The organism is Pseudomonas sp. MN1F (assembly GCF_009391885.1).
Taxonomy (GTDB): Bacteria; Pseudomonadota; Gammaproteobacteria; order Pseudomonadales; family Pseudomonadaceae; genus Aquipseudomonas.
In genome coordinates, this window is the sequence record NZ_VZII01000020.1 from 24,479 (window position 1) to 41,172 (window position 16,694).

General features: G+C 62.3%; 15 protein-coding genes and 1 tRNA gene. 8 read left to right on the plus strand and 8 right to left on the minus strand.

The window, feature by feature from the left end:
• Window positions 1–97: 97 nt before the first annotated feature.
• Window positions 98–877 carry a ferredoxin-NADP reductase gene (gene fpr, locus F6X59_RS11980; RefSeq protein WP_110637249.1) on the plus strand — a complete coding sequence of 260 codons (780 nt, stop codon included), beginning with the start codon at window positions 98–100 and terminating at the stop codon, window positions 875–877.
• Between the two features lie 69 nt (window positions 878–946).
• Here the strand turns inward: fpr and tsaA are convergent, their stop codons facing one another.
• From tsaA to F6X59_RS12000, 4 genes are all read right to left on the minus strand, one after another.
• Window positions 947–1,642, minus strand: coding sequence for a tRNA (N6-threonylcarbamoyladenosine(37)-N6)-methyltransferase TrmO (gene tsaA, locus F6X59_RS11985; RefSeq protein WP_152956427.1), 696 nt, complete (start codon window positions 1,640–1,642; stop codon window positions 947–949).
• Between the two features lie 6 nt (window positions 1,643–1,648).
• Window positions 1,649–2,110, minus strand: a complete 462-nt coding sequence (locus F6X59_RS11990; protein WP_152956428.1) for a DUF1456 family protein — start codon at window positions 2,108–2,110, stop codon at window positions 1,649–1,651.
• Window positions 2,111–2,157: 47 nt separating this feature from the next.
• The gene (locus tag F6X59_RS11995; protein ID WP_152956429.1) at window positions 2,158–2,868 is read right to left on the minus strand and encodes an rRNA pseudouridine synthase; all 711 of its coding nucleotides are present in this window, start codon (window positions 2,866–2,868) and stop codon (window positions 2,158–2,160) included.
• Window positions 2,869–2,987: 119 nt separating this feature from the next.
• Window positions 2,988–3,443 carry a GNAT family N-acetyltransferase gene (locus tag F6X59_RS12000; RefSeq protein ID WP_152956430.1) on the minus strand — a complete coding sequence of 152 codons (456 nt, stop codon included), beginning with the start codon at window positions 3,441–3,443 and terminating at the stop codon, window positions 2,988–2,990.
• A gap of 197 nt (window positions 3,444–3,640) precedes the next feature.
• On the opposite strand from F6X59_RS12000, the gene F6X59_RS28835 reads away from it, so the two are divergent.
• The 4 genes from F6X59_RS28835 (at window position 3,641) to F6X59_RS12020 (ending at window position 7,887) form a co-directional block, all read left to right on the plus strand.
• Entirely contained in the window at window positions 3,641–4,351 is a 711-nt protein-coding gene (locus F6X59_RS28835; RefSeq protein ID WP_372240366.1) for a hypothetical protein, read from the plus strand.
• A gap of 192 nt (window positions 4,352–4,543) precedes the next feature.
• Window positions 4,544–5,389, plus strand: a complete 846-nt coding sequence (locus tag F6X59_RS12010; RefSeq protein ID WP_152956432.1) for a DUF6502 family protein — start codon at window positions 4,544–4,546, stop codon at window positions 5,387–5,389.
• Entirely contained in the window at window positions 5,386–7,083 is a 1,698-nt protein-coding gene (locus F6X59_RS12015; RefSeq protein ID WP_152956433.1) for a DUF5666 domain-containing protein, read from the plus strand. The genes F6X59_RS12010 and F6X59_RS12015 overlap by 4 nt, the downstream gene beginning before the upstream one ends.
• A 54-nt stretch (window positions 7,084–7,137) precedes the next feature.
• Window positions 7,138–7,887, plus strand: a complete 750-nt coding sequence (locus F6X59_RS12020) for a hypothetical protein (RefSeq protein ID WP_152956444.1) — start codon at window positions 7,138–7,140, stop codon at window positions 7,885–7,887.
• A 73-nt stretch (window positions 7,888–7,960) separates the two neighbouring features.
• On the opposite strand, the gene rimO is transcribed toward F6X59_RS12020, so the two are convergent.
• On the minus strand, window positions 7,961–9,292 hold the full coding sequence (gene rimO, locus F6X59_RS12025) for a 30S ribosomal protein S12 methylthiotransferase RimO (RefSeq protein WP_152956434.1): 1,332 nt from the start codon (window positions 9,290–9,292) through the stop codon (window positions 7,961–7,963).
• A 310-nt stretch (window positions 9,293–9,602) separates the two neighbouring features.
• Between rimO and F6X59_RS12030 the strand changes: the two genes are divergently transcribed.
• The 3 genes from F6X59_RS12030 (at window position 9,603) to F6X59_RS12040 (ending at window position 12,233) form a co-directional block, all read left to right on the plus strand.
• Complete coding sequence (locus tag F6X59_RS12030; RefSeq protein WP_152956435.1) at window positions 9,603–9,857, plus strand: type II toxin-antitoxin system RelE/ParE family toxin; 255 nt, start codon at window positions 9,603–9,605, stop codon at window positions 9,855–9,857.
• Window positions 9,841–10,167 carry a helix-turn-helix transcriptional regulator gene (locus F6X59_RS12035; protein ID WP_152956436.1) on the plus strand — a complete coding sequence of 109 codons (327 nt, stop codon included), beginning with the start codon at window positions 9,841–9,843 and terminating at the stop codon, window positions 10,165–10,167. The genes F6X59_RS12030 and F6X59_RS12035 overlap by 17 nt, the downstream gene beginning before the upstream one ends.
• A gap of 155 nt (window positions 10,168–10,322) precedes the next feature.
• Window positions 10,323–12,233, plus strand: coding sequence for a potassium transporter Kup (locus F6X59_RS12040; protein WP_152956437.1), 1,911 nt, complete (start codon window positions 10,323–10,325; stop codon window positions 12,231–12,233).
• 33 nt (window positions 12,234–12,266) lie between these two features.
• Here the strand turns inward: F6X59_RS12040 and F6X59_RS12045 are convergent, their stop codons facing one another.
• The 3 genes from F6X59_RS12045 to F6X59_RS12055 form a co-directional block, all read right to left on the minus strand.
• Complete coding sequence (locus tag F6X59_RS12045) at window positions 12,267–13,559, minus strand: virulence factor family protein (RefSeq protein ID WP_152956438.1); 1,293 nt, start codon at window positions 13,557–13,559, stop codon at window positions 12,267–12,269.
• Window positions 13,559–16,117, minus strand: a complete 2,559-nt coding sequence (gene mprF / locus F6X59_RS12050; protein ID WP_372240367.1) for a bifunctional lysylphosphatidylglycerol flippase/synthetase MprF — start codon at window positions 16,115–16,117, stop codon at window positions 13,559–13,561. Before mprF ends, F6X59_RS12045 begins: the two co-directional genes overlap by 1 nt.
• A gap of 332 nt (window positions 16,118–16,449) precedes the next feature.
• Window positions 16,450–16,526, minus strand: a tRNA-Met gene (locus F6X59_RS12055).
• Window positions 16,527–16,694 lie beyond the last annotated feature (168 nt).

The following is a 16,694-nucleotide window of genomic DNA, read 5'->3' on the forward strand; positions in this document are numbered from 1 at the left end:
TATCTTGATAATTCAGTTAACAGATATTGTGGCTGCCCCTAAACTATCGCGCAACTGCGCGTCTTACGCGCTGCGTTTTTCTTCAGGAGCCCCATCGATGAGCAACATGAACCACGAACGTGTCCTCAGTGTGCACCACTGGAACGACACCCTGTTCAGCTTCAAGTGCACCCGCGACCCGGGCCTGCGCTTCGAGAACGGTCAGTTCGTGATGATCGGCCTGCAACAGGACAACGGCCGTCCGCTCATGCGCGCCTATTCCATCGCTTCGCCGAACTGGGAAGAGCACCTGGAGTTCTTCAGCATCAAGGTCCCCGACGGCCCGCTGACCTCGCAGCTGCAGCACCTGAAGGAAGGCGACGAGATCATCATCAGCAAGAAGCCAACCGGTACCCTGGTCCTCGATGACCTGAAACCGGGCAAGCACCTGTACCTGCTGAGCACCGGCACTGGCCTGGCGCCGTTCATGAGCGTCATCCAGGACCCGGAAACCTACGAGCGCTTTGAAAAAGTGATCCTGGTTCACGGTGTGCGTTACGTCAACGAAGTGGCCTACAAAGAATTCATCACCGAGCACCTGCCGCAGAACGAGTTCTTCGGTGAGTCGGTCCGTGACAAGCTGATCTACTACCCGACCGTGACCCGCGAGCCGTTCGAAAACCAGGGTCGTCTGACCGACCTGATGCGCAGCGGCAAGCTGTTCAGCGACATCGGCCTGCCACCGATCAACCCAGAGGATGACCGCGCGATGATCTGCGGCAGCCCGAGCATGCTCGACGAGACCAGCGAAGTGCTCGACAGCTTCGGCCTGAAAGTCTCCCCACGCATGCGTGAGCCAGGTGACTACCTGATCGAGCGCGCCTTCGTCGAGAAATAAGACGAACGCAGCAACAAAAAAACGCAGACCCGGGTCTGCGTTTTTTTATGCCTGCAAGGCGGGGATTTTTCAGCCTTCCCGCACGACTTCCAGCACCTGGATCTGATCCGGTTGCGGGTAATGCCAGCGCACCTGCACGTCCCAGAACTTCACCCCGTACACCCGCTCGGGCGGGGGTACCTGATAGGCCGGGCGCGGGTCCTGTGCCAGGCATTGCTCGATCAGTTCCACCAATGGCTCGCCAAGGCGCAACCCATGCGCCTGGGCCTGGGGCAGGGCACTGTCGTTCCAGCCAACGGCAATCGCGGCCGGCGCATCACTGGCCATCAGGTTGCTTGCCCCGGCAACGCTGTCGGCGTAGGGGACATACGGTTTGATGTCCAGTACCGGCGTGCCGTCCAGCAGGTCGATCCCGGACAGCAGCAGGCGCCCTGGCTCCACGCCCTCCAGGCGCACCACCGACTGGCCGATGCCGTTGGGGCGGTGGGTGGCGCGGGTGGCGAATACGCCCATGCTCTTGTTGCCGCCCAGGCGTGGCGGGCGCACTTTCAGGCGCGGCTTGTCTTCCAGTGCCTGGTGAAACAAGAACAGTAACCAGACATGGCTGACCTGCTCCAGCCCAGCCACCGCATCGCCCTGATCGAACGGCGGTAGCAGCTCGAGCACCCCACGGGCGGCTGGCGCCAGTTGCGGCTGGCGCGGGATGGCGAACTTCTCCTTGAAACAGGAGTGGACGATGCCGACCGGTGCAACCGTATGCTGCATGGCCACTCAGCCGCGCACGCGCAAGGTCAGGCCCTTGAGGAAGTTGCGCAGCAGCTGGTCGCCGCACGGGCGATAGTTGTCATGCCCGACCTTGCGGAACAGCGCGCTGAGCTCAGGTTTGGACACCGGGAAATTGACGGCCTTGAGAATGGCGTGCAGGTCTTCCTCCTTGAGTTCGAAGGCTACCCGCAGCTTTTTCAGGATGGTGTTGTTGGTCACCGGCAGTTCGACGGGCTGCGGTGGGCGGCTGTCGTCCTTGCCCCGGCGGTGGATCACCAGGCCGTCAAGGAAGTGCGCCATGACCCGCTCGGGGCAACGCACGAAGCCGGCTTCGTCTTCCTTCTTCAAGTAGGTGGCGAGCACGATTGGATTAACTTCGAGGCCGGACAGCGCGATGATTTCGGCCATCTTGGCGTCGTTCACCTTGAGCAGGTAGCGCAGGCTGCGCAGGACATCGTTGTGGTTCATTGCTGCAAAATCCTGTTCAGTAGCCACGCTGGGGCGTGGCGCATTGCTTAGAAACGTTCGGTGGCTGCCAGGTAACGCCATTGCCCAATGGGCAGCTTGCCCATCGATACACCCCCCAGGCGAATGCGGCGCATGCCCAGCACCTCCAGGCGCAGGTAGGCGCATAGCTCGCTGATCTGCCCGGGTTGCGGGTTTTTCACGACCAGGCGCAGGTGGGTCTCGTTCTGCCAGCTGGCCTTGGCCTTGGGCAATTCCCGGTCATTGCGCGTGGCACCGCGCGCCAGGCGCTCAAGGGCCTGGGGTGTGGTTTCGCCGCGCACTTCGATGATGTATTCCTGCTCCATGCGGCGCAGGTCGGCGTCGATCTTGCGGGTGACCCGCCAGTCCTGGGTGAACACTTGCAGGCCGCTGGCGCCACGTTCCAGCGGTGCCAGGCAGGACAGCCGGGAAAAATGCCCGTGCAACGGCCGTACGCCTTCGCGGTGGGCCTCGCTGAGGTTGCCCATGTTGATGCTGGCACGGGCGGTTTCACTGTCGACGCCGGCCGCTTGATGCATCAGCAGGGTGACCGGCTCCAATGCCTCGGCGCGTGCCCCCGGCAGCAGTTCGACGCGCTGGCTGTCGACCTTGAACTGGGGCTGCTCGACCACCACGCCATCGACCGTGACCCAGCCTCCTTCGATGTACTGCTCGGCATCGCGGCGGGAGCAACCAAGCTGCTCGATGAGGCGTTTGGACAGGCGGACGGGTTCGGACATGGGGCAATTCGCAAGGCAGGGAAAGACCTACATTGTACCTGCCTGTACGCGGTTGATGATGGGAATCTGTTTCAGATGCGCCATTTTGGACGCAGACCACGGCATATTCGGACGCCGCCCTAGGACGCTGTAGGAATCAGCCTCATGTGCAGCAGGGGATAGGGCTGCCCCAAGCCATCCGTTTCTGAGCGGCCGACCACTTCGAAGCCTTCGTGCAAGTAGAAGCCCAGGGCTTGCGGGTTCTGTTCGTTGACGTCCAGGCGTTCGGCATTCAATTCGTCGATCGCATAATGCAGCAGGCGCTTGCCAACCCCCTTGCCACGGTACTCCGGTGCGACGAACAGCATGTGCACGTAGCCGTTGGCGACACCGGCAAAGCCGCAGATGCGTTGACGATCCCTGCAGCAGACCAGCATCACGGCGTCGAGGTAGCGGCGCAGCACTTGCTCGCGCAACAACAGGATGTAGGCATCGGGCAGGAAGTCATGGGTTGCGCGCACCGAGTCTTCCCAAAGCTGCATCAGCTCGCCGTAGTCGCTGTAGCGCGGGGTTTGCAAGGTCAGAACCGAATGCATGCCGGTGTTCCTCCAAGACGATAGGGAAAACATAGCAGGCCCACCACTGGTCGGCTTTTGTGTGCGCCGCTTGAAGCCCGGTTCGTAGAGGTCTATTAATTAAGCGTGGGAAAAATTCCCACGTAAAAAAAAGTAAAACTGACAACAGATTCCCGGCTTGATTTGGCGTTCTCATGGCGAAGACCTGGAGACGGAAAATGCAAATCCACATGCTGTTCAAAAGGGCTCTACTGGCGGTTGCCGTTGCAGGCGTGCTGTCGACGGCCATCGTATTGGTTCCTGACTCGATTTCTCATGGCTCCAGCGCCTACGCCAAGGATGGTGGCGGTGGCGGTGGTGGTCATGGCGGTGGTGGCGGCGGAGGTGGTCACGGTGGCGGCGGCGGGAGTGGAGGTGGCGGCGGTGGCGGTGGTCACGGCGGCGGAGGCGGTGGCGGAAGCGGCGGTGGTGGTGGGCACGGCGGCGGCGGCGGTGGAGGTGGTCACGGCGGTGGCAGCGGCAGCGGTGGCGGTCACGGTGGTAGTGGCAACGGTGGCGGTCACGCCGGCAACAGTGGCAGCGGCCATGGTGAAGCAGGTCAGGGTCACGACGGCAACTCAAGCTCCGGACGCAGCAGCAGCCATGCTGAAAGGGGTGATGACCATGGCAATCACGTTGGCGGTGAGCCCGGTGACGATCATGGTAATCACGTTGGCGGCGAACCCGGTGACGATCATGGCAATCATGTTGGCGGTGAGCCCGGTGATGATCATGGCAATCATGTTGGCGGTGAACCTGGCGACGATCATGGCAATCACGTTGGTGGTGAACCTGGTGACGATAATGGCAACCATGTGGGTCGCGAACAGGGTGATGACCGCGGTGCTCATGCCGCCGGCGAAGTCGGGGATGACAGCAGCAGGAGCTGATCGGCAGTGAACAGCCCATACAAGACCCAGGGGACGGGTTTTGTATGAGCGGGCCTCGGGCAATCCAGCCCTATCACGCGTTTGCAGTGAGCGCTGACAGCTTTTTCTCATTCTCGGTGGGAAGTGGTTACAGTTCGTGTGGGATGTTTTCCCGCGTCGTATACTGGGTTCAACTGTCAAGGAATGCGCTCCATGCAATCGCCCTCTATCGCCCCGTCCATGTTGAGTGCATTGCGCAGGGTCATGCGCCCTCTGGTGCGCCTGATGCTGCGCAAAGGGGTGACCTACACGATGTTCACCGACGTTCTCAAGGAAGTGTTCGTCGATGTGGCCCATCGCGAGTTTCGCCTGGACGGCAAGGTGCCGACGGACAGCCGCATCAGCCTGCTCACGGGTGTGCATCGCAAGGATGTGCGGCGGCTGCGAAGTGAAAGTGAGGCATCGACTGCGGCGCTGCCGGAAAACATCACTTTAGGTGCGCAACTGGTGAATGTATGGACCAGTCGCCCGCCATTCTGCTCCGGGGCCGGCCAGGCGTTGGCGCTGCCACGGCTAGCCAGTGTTGGCGGCGATTGCTCGTTCGATGCTCTGGTGGCGAATGTCAGCACGGACATCCGCGGGCGGGTGGTGCTGGATGAGTGGCTGCGGCTGGGCATCGTCCGCCTCGATGATCAGGATTGCGTCCACCTCGAGGCCCAGGCATTCATACCGCAGAAGGGTTTCGAAGAGAAAGCCGCGTATTTTGGCCATAACCTGCATGATCACGCCTGCGCAGCGGTGCACAACCTCAGCGGTGACGGCCTGCCGTTTTTCGAGCGCAGCGTGCACTACGATGCCCTGACCACGGCCAGCGTCGACACGCTGCGCGAAGCGGTGACCAAGGATGGCATGCAAACCCTGCTGGCCTTCAGCCGGCTGGCCGCTGAGCTGGAAAACACCGACGTGCCAAGCCACGAGCAACGCCAGCGCATCACCGTCGGGCTTTATTTCTACACTGAAGCCACCGACCCCGATTCGTCGAAGACAGCCGACTCATGAGCCCCCTCGCGCGCTGCCTCAGTCTCGTCGCACTCGCCCTGGGTTTCGGGCTGAACCTGGTGGCGCCTGTCGAGGTGTTCGCAGCGCCGGTTTGTGTCAGCCGTGATGAAGTGGGCATGGCCGGGGCAGCGGGCATGCAGTTCCCTGGGGGCGTCGGGGGTACCGGCGCCAGAACAGGCGGCGTTGGCGGCACGGGAGCGCCAATCCAGCAGCGCCCCGGTGGCACTGGTGGTACTGGCGCGGTGGCGGAGGGTGTAGACGGTACTTTCATCGATCGCGGCCATGGTGGCGTGGGCGGTAGCGGCGCCCCGATCCAACGGCCGGGCGGGACTGGTGGCACCGGGATCGTCGGCACCATCACCGGGTTCGCTTCGATCTGCGTCAACGGCCAGGAAGTGCACTACGGCAAGGATGTCCCTGTAAGTGAAAACGGTGCAGCCTCCAGCAGCGCACATCTGGCGATCGGCCAGGTTGTCGCGGTGGAAGCCTATGGTACACAGCGCGGCCTGCAAGCCGGACGTATCGCGATCCTCAACGTTTACGAGGGGCCGCTGACGGCACTGCCGAATGCTTCGGGGCCACTGCGGGTCATGGGGCAGCCCGTACGCCTTGCCGCCGGGGCGCGTGTGGCTGAAGGGCTGCGGCCGGGCGAACCGGTCAGGGTCAGCGGCATGCGTGATGCTGCAGGTGAAGTCGTGGCTAGCCGTATCGAGCGGGCGCCGGGCCTCAGGGAGGCGAGTGCCATTGGTGCTGTTGATCGCCCTGGCAGCCTGCAAGGGCTGAAGCTGGGCACTCGTGTGGCACCGGCGCGGGAAATGCTGGTGCGCGGGCAATGGACCGGCAGCCAGCTGGAAGTGGCGCAAACCCGCCCTGACCCGAGCCTGCCGTTTGCTGGGCGGGTGCAGACAGTGGTGATCGAAGGGCTGGTGCAGCGGACGCAGGCGCGCCAGTTGGTGGTCGGCGGCATCAACGTGACGCTGGGGCAGGATACCGTGGTCGTCGGCAAGCAGCCTGCAGCCATCGCACTCGACCAACGGGTGCGGGTAAGCGGGGTATTCAGTGCTACGCACGAGCTACGGGCATCCCGCGTCGAGTTCAATGACGATCGCGCAGAGCGTTCGGACAGAGGGCATTCCGGGCGTAACAGCGAGCACGGTACAAGTAGCTCGGGCAGCTCGAGCAACAGCGGCCAGGGTGAGCGCGGTACCGCCAGCACCCGCAGCGAAAGCAGTGATGATCACAGTGGACGGAGTTCGGCTGGCGGTTCCAGTGACCATGACAGCGTGGCAAGTGAGGACAGGTCTGGTAAGTCGGGACATGTCGATACCGTGGAGCAGCGCGAGACCAGCAATAGTGGTAGCTCTGATCGGGTGGAAAAGGTCGAGGTAGAAAAAGTCGAGAAAGTTGAGAAGGTGGAAAAGGTCGAGAAAGTAGAAAAAGTCGAAAAGCCCGAGAAAGTCGAGAAGGTGGAGAAAGTCGAGAAGGTCGAAAGGCCTGAAAAAGTCGAAAAGGTGGAAAAAGTCGAGAAGGTCGAGAAGCCTGAAAAAGTCGAGAAAGTGGAAAAGGTAGAAAAGGTCGAACGCGTCGAAAAGCCTGAAGCGGTAGAAAGAGTCGAAAAGGTTGAAAAGGTCGAAAGGCCTGAAACTGTAGAGAAGGTCGAAAAAGTGGAGCATCCGGAGCGGTCCGGGCATTAGGCAACTAGGCTGGGTTAGTCCGATCACACTTCCCGACGCAATACTGAGGTGCAGATGAGACCCACGCTCCCTCTTTTCGCCTGTTTGTTGTCCTGTACCAGTGCGTCTGTCCTCGCCGATACCTTCAGCGGCTCCATCGGCATGGACTATTCGAGTGGCGACTATGGCACGGGTACCACCTCGGAGATCTGGTACGTTCCCGTGGTTGGCAAGTATGAAACCGGCCCCATGACTTACAAAGTCACTGTGCCCTGGCTGCGCATCACCAACCCTGAAGTAGGCCCGAATGGCGACCCTTTGCCCGGTGGATGCCATGCGGTGGAGAGCGGGCTGGGCGACACGGTTGCCAGCGCCGCGTACGCACTGCTCGATGGCAGTGACGGTGGCCTGATGCTGGACCTCATCGGCAAGGTCAAATTTCCCACTGCCGATGAAAAGCAGTGCCTGGGCACGGGCGAGTATGACTATACCGGCCAGGTCGATATCGCCCAGGCATTCGGCCCGGTGACCGGTTTCGCAACCCTGGGTTGGAAGAAGTATGGCGACCCGCCCGACAGCGATTTCCGTGACCCGATCTTTACCAGCCTGGGTTTTGCCTTTCCTGTGGCCAAAGGCACCTCGGCGGGCGCCTCATACGACTGGCGGCAAAAAGTCGTCTCTACCGGGTCAGAGATCCAGGAGCTGACCCTGTTTCTAACCCACAAGCTCAACCGGGAATGGAAAATTCAACTGTATGCGGTCAAGGGCTTCTCCGATGCCAGCCCTGATGCAGAAGGTGGGTTGATGGTGTTTCACACCTTCTGACAAAAAAAGCCCCTGCCCGGGTATTTCCTCGTTGGGAATATCCGGGCAGGGGCTTTTTCATGTGCAGGCTGCTTTAAACGGGCTCGGCCCACATGTCGTATTCGTCGGCATCCACCACGCGGCACCGCACTTTGTCGCCCGGCTTGAAGCCATGGTTACCGTCGATGAACACACTGCCGTCGATTTCCGGAGCATCGAAGAAGCTGCGGCCAACCGAACCCTGCTCCTCGACTTCGTCGATCAGCACTTCGATTTCCTTGCCGATGCGCAGTTGCAGGCGAGCGGCGCTGATGGCCTGCTGGTGCGCCATGAAGCGGTCCCAGCGGTCCTGCTTGACGTCATCCGGTACTTCTTCCAGGCCCAGGTCATTGGCCGGGGCACCTTCGACTGGCGAGTACTGGAAGCAGCCGACGCGGTCGAGCTGGGCTTCGGTGAGCCAGTCCAGCAGGTACTGGAAGTCTTCCTCGGTCTCGCCGGGGAAGCCGACGATGAAGGTCGAGCGGATCACCAGCTCAGGGCATTGCTCGCGCCAGTTCTTGATCCGTGCCAGGGTACGGTCTTCGAAGGCTGGGCGCTTCATCGACTTGAGTACTTTCGGGCTGGCGTGCTGGAACGGGATGTCCAGGTAAGGCAGGATCTTGCCGGCGGCCATCAACGGGATCACGTCGTCGACGTTCGGGTACGGGTAGACGTAGTGCAGGCGCACCCAGGCACCCAGGCTGCTCAGCGCTTCGCACAGTTCGAGCATGCGGGTCTTGACCGGGCGACCGTTCCAGAAGTCGGTCTTGTACTTGACGTCGACACCGTAGGCGCTGGTGTCCTGGGAAATCACCAGGATTTCCTTGACGCCGGCCTTGACCAGGCGCTCGGCCTCGCTCAGCACTTCACCGACCGGGCGGCTGACCAGCTTGCCGCGCATCGACGGGATGATGCAGAAGCTGCAGCTGTGGTTGCAGCCTTCGGAAATCTTCAGGTAGGCGTAGTGGCGCGGGGTCAGCTTGACACCCTGCGGCGGCACCAGGTCGATCAGCGGGTTATGATCCTGGCGTGGCGGCACCACTTCGTGCACGGCGTTGACCACCTGCTCGTACTGCTGCGGGCCGGTTACCGACAGCACGCTCGGGTGCACGTCACGGATGTTGCCTTCGTCGACACCCATGCAGCCGGTGACGATGACCTTGCCGTTTTCCTTGATCGCTTCACCGATCACTTCAAGCGACTCGGCCTTGGCGCTGTCGATGAAGCCGCAGGTGTTCACCACCACTACGTCGGCATCCTCGTAGGTGGGCACGACTTCATAGCCTTCCATGCGCAGCTGGGTCAGGATGCGCTCGGAATCGACCAGGGCCTTGGGGCAACCCAGGCTGACGAAACCAACCTTGGGGGTGGCGGGAGTGGTGGACATGACTAACCTCGGTATTGAATGCAGTTCGCCCTGCCGCAGCCGGGGGCGATCTTGACGGACGCTTTTGGCGCCTCTGATCAAAAAGTGCGCAATTCTAGCGAGCGCACGGTCGCTTGACCAGCAGAAAAGCGACGAACGCTGCGCTATGCCGATAGCGGCAGCTGCCTGTGCATGGCAAAACCTGGAAACACGGCCCGGCAATGGTTCCCCTTGTATGCGGTGTGACCACTCGTCACTCTTTTCCTCGCCTGAAAAACCTTCTCTTGAACTTATTCAAGGCTTATAGTTTTCTTATAATAGCGGCGTGGAAATGAATACGATCAACTGGTCACGCAAAGCTGTGAAGCAACTCAGGAAAATCAACAAGCTCGATCAGCCGAAGATCTACGATGCCGCCCAGGCACTGGCCCATATGCCAGACGTTCAGAGTGTCAAAGCACTGGCCAATCACCCTTTCGGCTACCGTCTGAGGGTCGGCAATTACCGCATCCTTTTTGACTGGGATGGCAGCGTGAGAATCGTCAACATCGAGGAGGTCAGGAAACGCGATGAGCACACCTACTAACGTACAGATCATCCACGGCGCAGATGGTCGCCCCGCCTTCGTGGTGTTGCCGTATGCCGACTACATTGCCAACCGCTCCCAGCACGACCTGGTGCCCAACGAAGTCGTTGGCTACATGGTTAAGGAAGGCATGACCGCCATAGCTGCCTGGCGCAGGCACCTGGACCTGACCCAGGCTGAAGTCGCCCAGCGCCTGGGTATCTCTCAGTCGGCCTATGCTCAGCAGGAAGCTGCCGAGCGGCCGCGCAAGGCCACTCGGGAGAAGATTGCGGCAGCGCTGGGCATTGCGGTGCAGTCCCTGGATCTCTAACGCATACGAGCTATGTTTGCCTGAACCGTGAGCGTGACCAGCAGAAAAGCGACGAACGCTGCGCTATGCTTCGCGCCATTGCGTCGGGGTTAATGCATGCCCCTGACGCAGGCGTGAATTCTACCGGCCTTCAAGGCCAACTGCGGGAGTGTTCGATGGTTCAGGCAAGCAGTCACGCCGAAGGCGGGCACGCGGGTAAGCAGGGTGCGACACGGTCGTTGGGGCTGCTCGTGGCAGCGGTCGGGGTGGTGTATGGCGATATCGGTACCAGCCCTTTGTATACCCTGAAAGAAGTCTTTACCGGCGGTTACGGGGTGCCGGTCAACCATGATGGCGTACTGGGGATTCTTTCGCTGATCCTCTGGTCACTGCTGTGGGTGGTGTCGTTCAAATACGTGATGTTCATCCTGCGCGCCGACAACCAGGGCGAGGGCGGTACCATGGCGCTCACCGCCCTGGCCCTGAGGGCCACGGCTGCGTACCCGCGGTTGCGTTCGTTGATGCTCATCTGTGGGCTGATCGGCGCCTCGCTGTTCTACGGCGACAGCATGATCACCCCGGCCGTGTCGGTGCTGTCGGCGGTGGAGGGTATGGGCCTGGCGTTCGAGGGTATCGACCACTGGGTGGTGCCCATCTCGCTGGTGGTGCTGGTGGCGCTGTTCGTGGTGCAGAAGCATGGCACCGAGAAGATCGGCAAGTTGTTCGGCCCGATCATGGTCACCTGGTTTCTGGCGCTGGCCGTCCTGGGCGTGCATGGCATCAGCCAGAGCCCGGAAGTGCTCAAAGCATTCAACCCGGCCTGGGCGGTCAATTTCTTCGTCGTTCACCCCGGCATGGGGGTGGCCATACTCGGTGCGGTGGTGCTGGCACTGACCGGCGCCGAGGCCCTGTACGCCGACATGGGCCACTTTGGCCGCAAACCGATAGCCCGTGCCTGGTTTGCCCTGGTGCTGCCGGCGCTGGTAATCAACTATTTTGGCCAGGGCGCGCTGCTGCTGCAAAACCCGGACGCGGCGCGCAACCCGTTTTACCTGCTGGCGCCGGGCTGGGCCTTGCTGCCGATGGTCGGGCTGGCGACGATGGCCACAGTGATTGCCTCGCAGGCGGTGATCTCGGGGGCCTTCTCGCTGACCCGTCAGGCCATCCAGCTCGGCTATATCCCGCGCATGCAGATCCAGCACACGTCCAGCGACGAGCAGGGGCAGATCTACATCGGCGCGGTTAACTGGACGTTGATGGTCGGCGTGGTGCTGCTGGTGATCGGCTTCGAGTCGTCCGGCGCGCTGGCAGCGGCCTACGGCGTGGCAGTGACGGGGACCATGCTGATGACCACCATCCTGGTGGCAGCGGTGATGCTGCTGCTGTGGAAGTGGCCGCCGATGCTGGCGGTGCCGCTGGTGGTCTGTTTCCTGCTGGTCGATGGCTTGTACTTCGCCGCCAACGTACCGAAGATCGTTCAGGGCGGCGCCTTCCCGGTACTCGCAGGCCTGGTGCTGTACCTGCTGATGAGTACCTGGAAACGCGGCAAGCAGATCCTGGTCGAGCGCATTGACGAGGGCGGGCTGCCGCTGCCGGTGTTCATCAGCAGCATCCGCGTACAGCCACCGCATCGGGTCGAAGGCACGGCGGTGTTCCTGACGGCACGGGCTGATGCGGTGCCCCATGCGCTGCTGCACAACATGCTGCATAACCAGGTGCTGCACAGCCAGGTGGTGCTGCTGACGGTGGTCAGCGAAGACCGCCCACGGGTGCCGGAACAAGAGCGTTTCGAGGTTGAGGCCTATGGTGATGGCTTCTTCCGGGTATTGCTGCACTTTGGCTTCATGGACGAGCCGGACGTGCCGGCGGCGTTGAGGCTGTGCCACCTGGATGAGCTGGACTTCAGCCCGATGCGCACCACCTACTTCCTCAGCCGGGAAACGGTGATTGCGTCGCGTCTGGAAGGGATGTCGCGCTGGCGGGGGAACCTGTTCGCGTTCCTGCTGAAGAATGCCAACGGTAACTTGCGCTTCTTCAACCTGCCGTTGAACCGGGTGATCGAGCTGGGTACCCAGGTCGAGATCTGAGTAACTGGGGCCGCAAAGCGGCCCCGGTCATTGTCAGTTTTGTGAAGCCACGCTGGACTTGCCCTGACGGGTCTCGATCTCGTCGATCAGGCGCTTGGCCAGCGCCGGGTAGTTCTCGTCGAAGTGATGGCCGCCTGGCAGCTTCATACGCTCACCCACTGCAGTCTTGTCGGTGCAACCGCTCTCGTCGGTCTCTTCCACACCGTACACGCAGACCACTTTGGACGCCGGCAGCCTGGCCATTTCCGGCCCGGTAGGCGCTTCCTGGCCTTCCTTGCCCAACCAGCCCTCGACTTCGATCTCGAAGCTGCCGCTACGGGCGAACGCCAGCAGCACCACCGCGTCGATACGCTGCTGGTCTTCGGCCGGCAGGCGGTTGTAGATGGCCGGCAGCACGTCGGCGCCAAACGAGTAACCGGTCAGCACGAAACGTTTGGTGCCCCACTTCTGACGGTAGTGCTGCATCAGTTCCGACAGGTCGGCGGCACTTTGTTCCGGGGTCTTGTGCTGCCAGTAGTAGCGCAGGGTGTCGATACCGACCACTGGGTAGCCCAGCTTGGCCATCTCACCGGCTACGTCGCGGTCCAGGTCGCGCCAGCCGCCGTCACCGGACAGGAACAGGGTGACGGTGTCGGTGGTTTGCCCGGCCGGGACTTCCACCACCGGAATGGCCAGGGCGTTGCCGTCGCGGCCGACCAGGGCCTGGGTCAGCTGGGCCTTGAGCACCTGTGGCAGGTGGATGTCATAGTCGCTGATGCTGGTCTCGGCGTTGGCCTGGTCGCGCACGAAGGCGGCACTGGCATCGTCCGGGTTGTCGTTCCAGGCGACGTTCCAGTGGCCGTGGGCGGCCGACTTCGGCAGCTCGACCTTGCAGCCTGGTTGCTCCAGGGTGAAGTCGACCGAGATGGCCCGGGCCTTGTCGTCACTCTGGGTGGCCAGCCAACGCCATGCCTGGGCTGCACCTGGGCCGATGCCGGCGACCAGGGTCGGTTTGTCGGAAAGCTGGGTCAGTGCCTGGTCCATGGCCTGTTGCTGCTTGGTGCAGTCGTTCGGCGGCAGGATCACCTGGACCAGCTGCGCTTCGCCAGCCTGGCTCAGGTCCAGCAGCTGCTTGTCGGTCAAGGCCTGGTCCTGGGGCACGCCGATGGCGACCCGGGCCTTGGCATGCACGCCCGGGGTGACACGGACGATGCTGGTGTCATTCAGGGTCAGTTGCTCCAGCCGCGCCTCGGGGGCAGGGCGGGCCCACAGCCAAAAGCCCGCAGCGCCGGCCAGGGCGGCCAGCAGCAGGGGAATCAGTACGTACAGCCAATAGCGTCGGATCATCAGCGTTTCACCAATCCAGTCAGGCCGCCGGCAATCAGGGCGGCAGTATCGGCCAGTGCTACCAGCGGGTCGAGCCCGGCTGGTACGGCCATGTAACGAGGTTCCCAGTCCGGCTGGAACTTGTCCTTGAAGCGCCGCAGGCCCTGGAAGTTGTAGAGCTGTTCACCACGCCGGAACACCATCGAGCCCAGGCGCTGGGTCAAGGGGGCGCCGCGGCGTGGCTGCAGGCCGGAAAGCGGAACCATGCCCAGGCTGAAGCGGCCGTAGTCATGGCTTTTGTAATGCAGGATCAAGCCGATCATCATGAATTCCATGGTCAGCTTCGGCGCTTCGGGGTGAGCGCGCATCAGGTCGAGGCTGGCCAATTCGTTGCTGTGGGTTTCCAGCAGGTTGGCGAAGGCCACCGGCCGGCCCTGGAAACGAATCAGGGCGATACGGAAGTGCTGCAGGTACTCGGGGCTGAAACGCCCCAGCGAGAAGCCTTTCTCGCGCACGTTCTTGCCGCCGAGCCAGGCGTCGGAGATTTCTTTGAGCTCGGCCAGCGGAGCCTGGCCAGGTTCGTGGATCTCCAGGCTCAAGCCATCCCGACCGCCACGGTTCCAGGTGTAGCGCAGGTCTTTCATTTCCTTGCCCTTGGCTTCGAGGTCGAAGCGGCGCAAGTCGACCCGCGCTTCCTCGCCCAGCTTCAGGGCAGTCAGGCCGATGTCCATGTAGAACGGCAGGTTCTCCGCGCGCACCTGGTAGAACACCGGGCGGGCGTGGTGCAAATCGCACAGGTCACGGAACTGCCAGATCATCTCGGCGCGCTCCTGGGCCGGGCCGATCGGGTCGTAAAGCGCCACCAGGCTGCGGCCACGACGGGCATACATGAGGAAGGCATTGTCGCTGGGGTGGAACAGCAAGGCCTTGTCGCCGGTCAATGCCAGGCCACCGTCGGGCTGGTCGGAGGCCAGCAGGATGCGGTTGGCGCGTTGCAGCTCAACCTCGTCAGGCAGGTGAATGACCGGACGGGCGGTGCGCAGCAGCCAGGTCAGAGCGACAATCACCAGCAGCACCGCGCTGCCCAAGGCAGCACGCAGACCGCGGGGGGCGTCGGCGTCGAGGGTGAACTGCCACCACAGCTTGTGGGTATAGGGCACGTCCTGGTAGGCAAACAGCAGCAGCCACACCGAAGCGCCGACCACGCAGGCGCTGGCCACCAGGTACACCGGTGAGAACGGCAGTTCGAGCAGCCGGCTCGGCCGGTAGAACGAACGGCGGAAAACGGCCAGGAGTGCGGCAGTCAGGGTGAGCAGGCTGGCTTCTTCCCAGTCGAAGCCTTTGAGGATCGACAGCAGTGCGCCGACCAGCAGCAATACCGTGGTCAGCAGCCAGGCGGCCGACAGGCGTCGGCGCAGGCCCTGGGCCAGCAGCAGGCAAAGCACGCCAATCAGGCTGGCGCCGAAGTGCGAGGCGTCGATCAGCCGGTGTGGCACGAGGAAGCCCATGTGCTCCAGGCGTGTGTCGATTTCCGGGGTGGCGCCGGAGAACAGCAGCACCACGCCCGACAGGAACACCAGAATCGCCAGGATCGGTGCGCCGAGGCCCGAGGCGGCCTTGATCGCTTGCTGGGCGAACAACAGGCGGCGTGCTTCGTTGGCCAGCAGCAGCACGCAGGCCAGCAGCAGTGGCAGCACCACGTAGATCAGCCGGTACAGGAGCAGGGCGGCAGCCAGAGGCGCGGCGCCTAGCTGGTCAGCGAAGGCGGCCAGCAGGATCGCTTCGAACACCCCTACGCCGCCGGGTACATGGCTGAGCACACCAGCAGCCAGGGCCAGCAGGTAAACCAGCACGAAGGCACCGAAGGGTGGCGCTTGCGGAAGCAGCAGGTAAAGCACGGTGGCCGCAGCGGCCACATCCAGTGCGGTGATCAGCAACTGCAGGGCCGCCAGGCGGCCACCGGGCAGGCGCAGGGTGCGACGGCCCAGCTGGACCAGCAGGTTGTCGGCCAGAGGTTGCTCTGGCAGGCGGCGGCGATAGAGCCCGATCACCAGGACGGCGGTGAGGGCCAGTACGGCGATGGCGATGCCGGCCAGCAATGTCGAAGGCAGGCGCAGGGCGGTTGCCGCTGCCGGCAGGTTGCTCAAGGTGGCCAGCGCCGCCAGGGGGGGCAGTGCGCACCCCAGGGACAGGCTGGCAAACACGGTCATGCGTGCAACTTCGGCGGCGCCCAGGCCCTGACGTGCATACAAGCGGTAGCGCACTGAGCCACCGGAGAGCATCGACAGGCCGATTGCGTTGCCAATGGCAAAGGCGCTGAAACCGCCCATCACCAAGGATCGCGCAGGCAGCTTGACGGCTGCGTAACGGCTGGCCGACCACTCATAGCCCAGCAGGATCACGAACCCTGCCACCGTCGCCAGCAGGGCGCCGACCAACGACTTTGCCGGTACATCAAGCATGGCGTCGTGCAGGGCGTAGATGTCCAGTTCGCTCAACAGGTGCCGACAGGCGATCAGCGCCATGGCAAACAGCAGCAAGGTCACGGCCAGACCAATCGGCTGACGGTAACGGCTCATTCGCTCAAGCCAAGGCAGGCGCTGGGCAGCAGTTGGCAGTGCCGAGGCAAGAGGCACCTGGGGTTCGGGGGTGTGCGATGTCATAAAATGCCTCGAGCGAGTTGCACGAGGAGGGGAAGAGCTGCGGCCAAGTGAAAGTCCCTTTGGTAAACGTATCCAGATATTACTCCGGGCAACGTTACTTTCAGTCGTCCGGCAGTGTTAAAGATAGTTCATGCTCATGACGACACCTCAACCGAGCGGGTTTGGGTGTAGTACAAGGATTTATCAGGCGACGAAATGCAACAAACCCCGCGCTGCTTTTAAACAGGCGGGGTTTGTTCTGACGAATATGGTTGCGGGAGCCGGATTTGAACCGACGACCTTCGGGTTATGAGCCCGACGAGCTACCAGGCTGCTCCATCCCGCGTCAGAGGGGCGCATTCTATAGACTTGGATGCTCAAGTCAAGCGTTAACGCCAAAATGTTGCTCAATTGCTTCAGGCGCTGATTTCCAGGCAAAAGAAAAAGGCCACTGGGTTAGCAGTGGCCTTTTCTCGAATCTGGTTGCGGGAGCCGGATTTGAACCGACGACCTT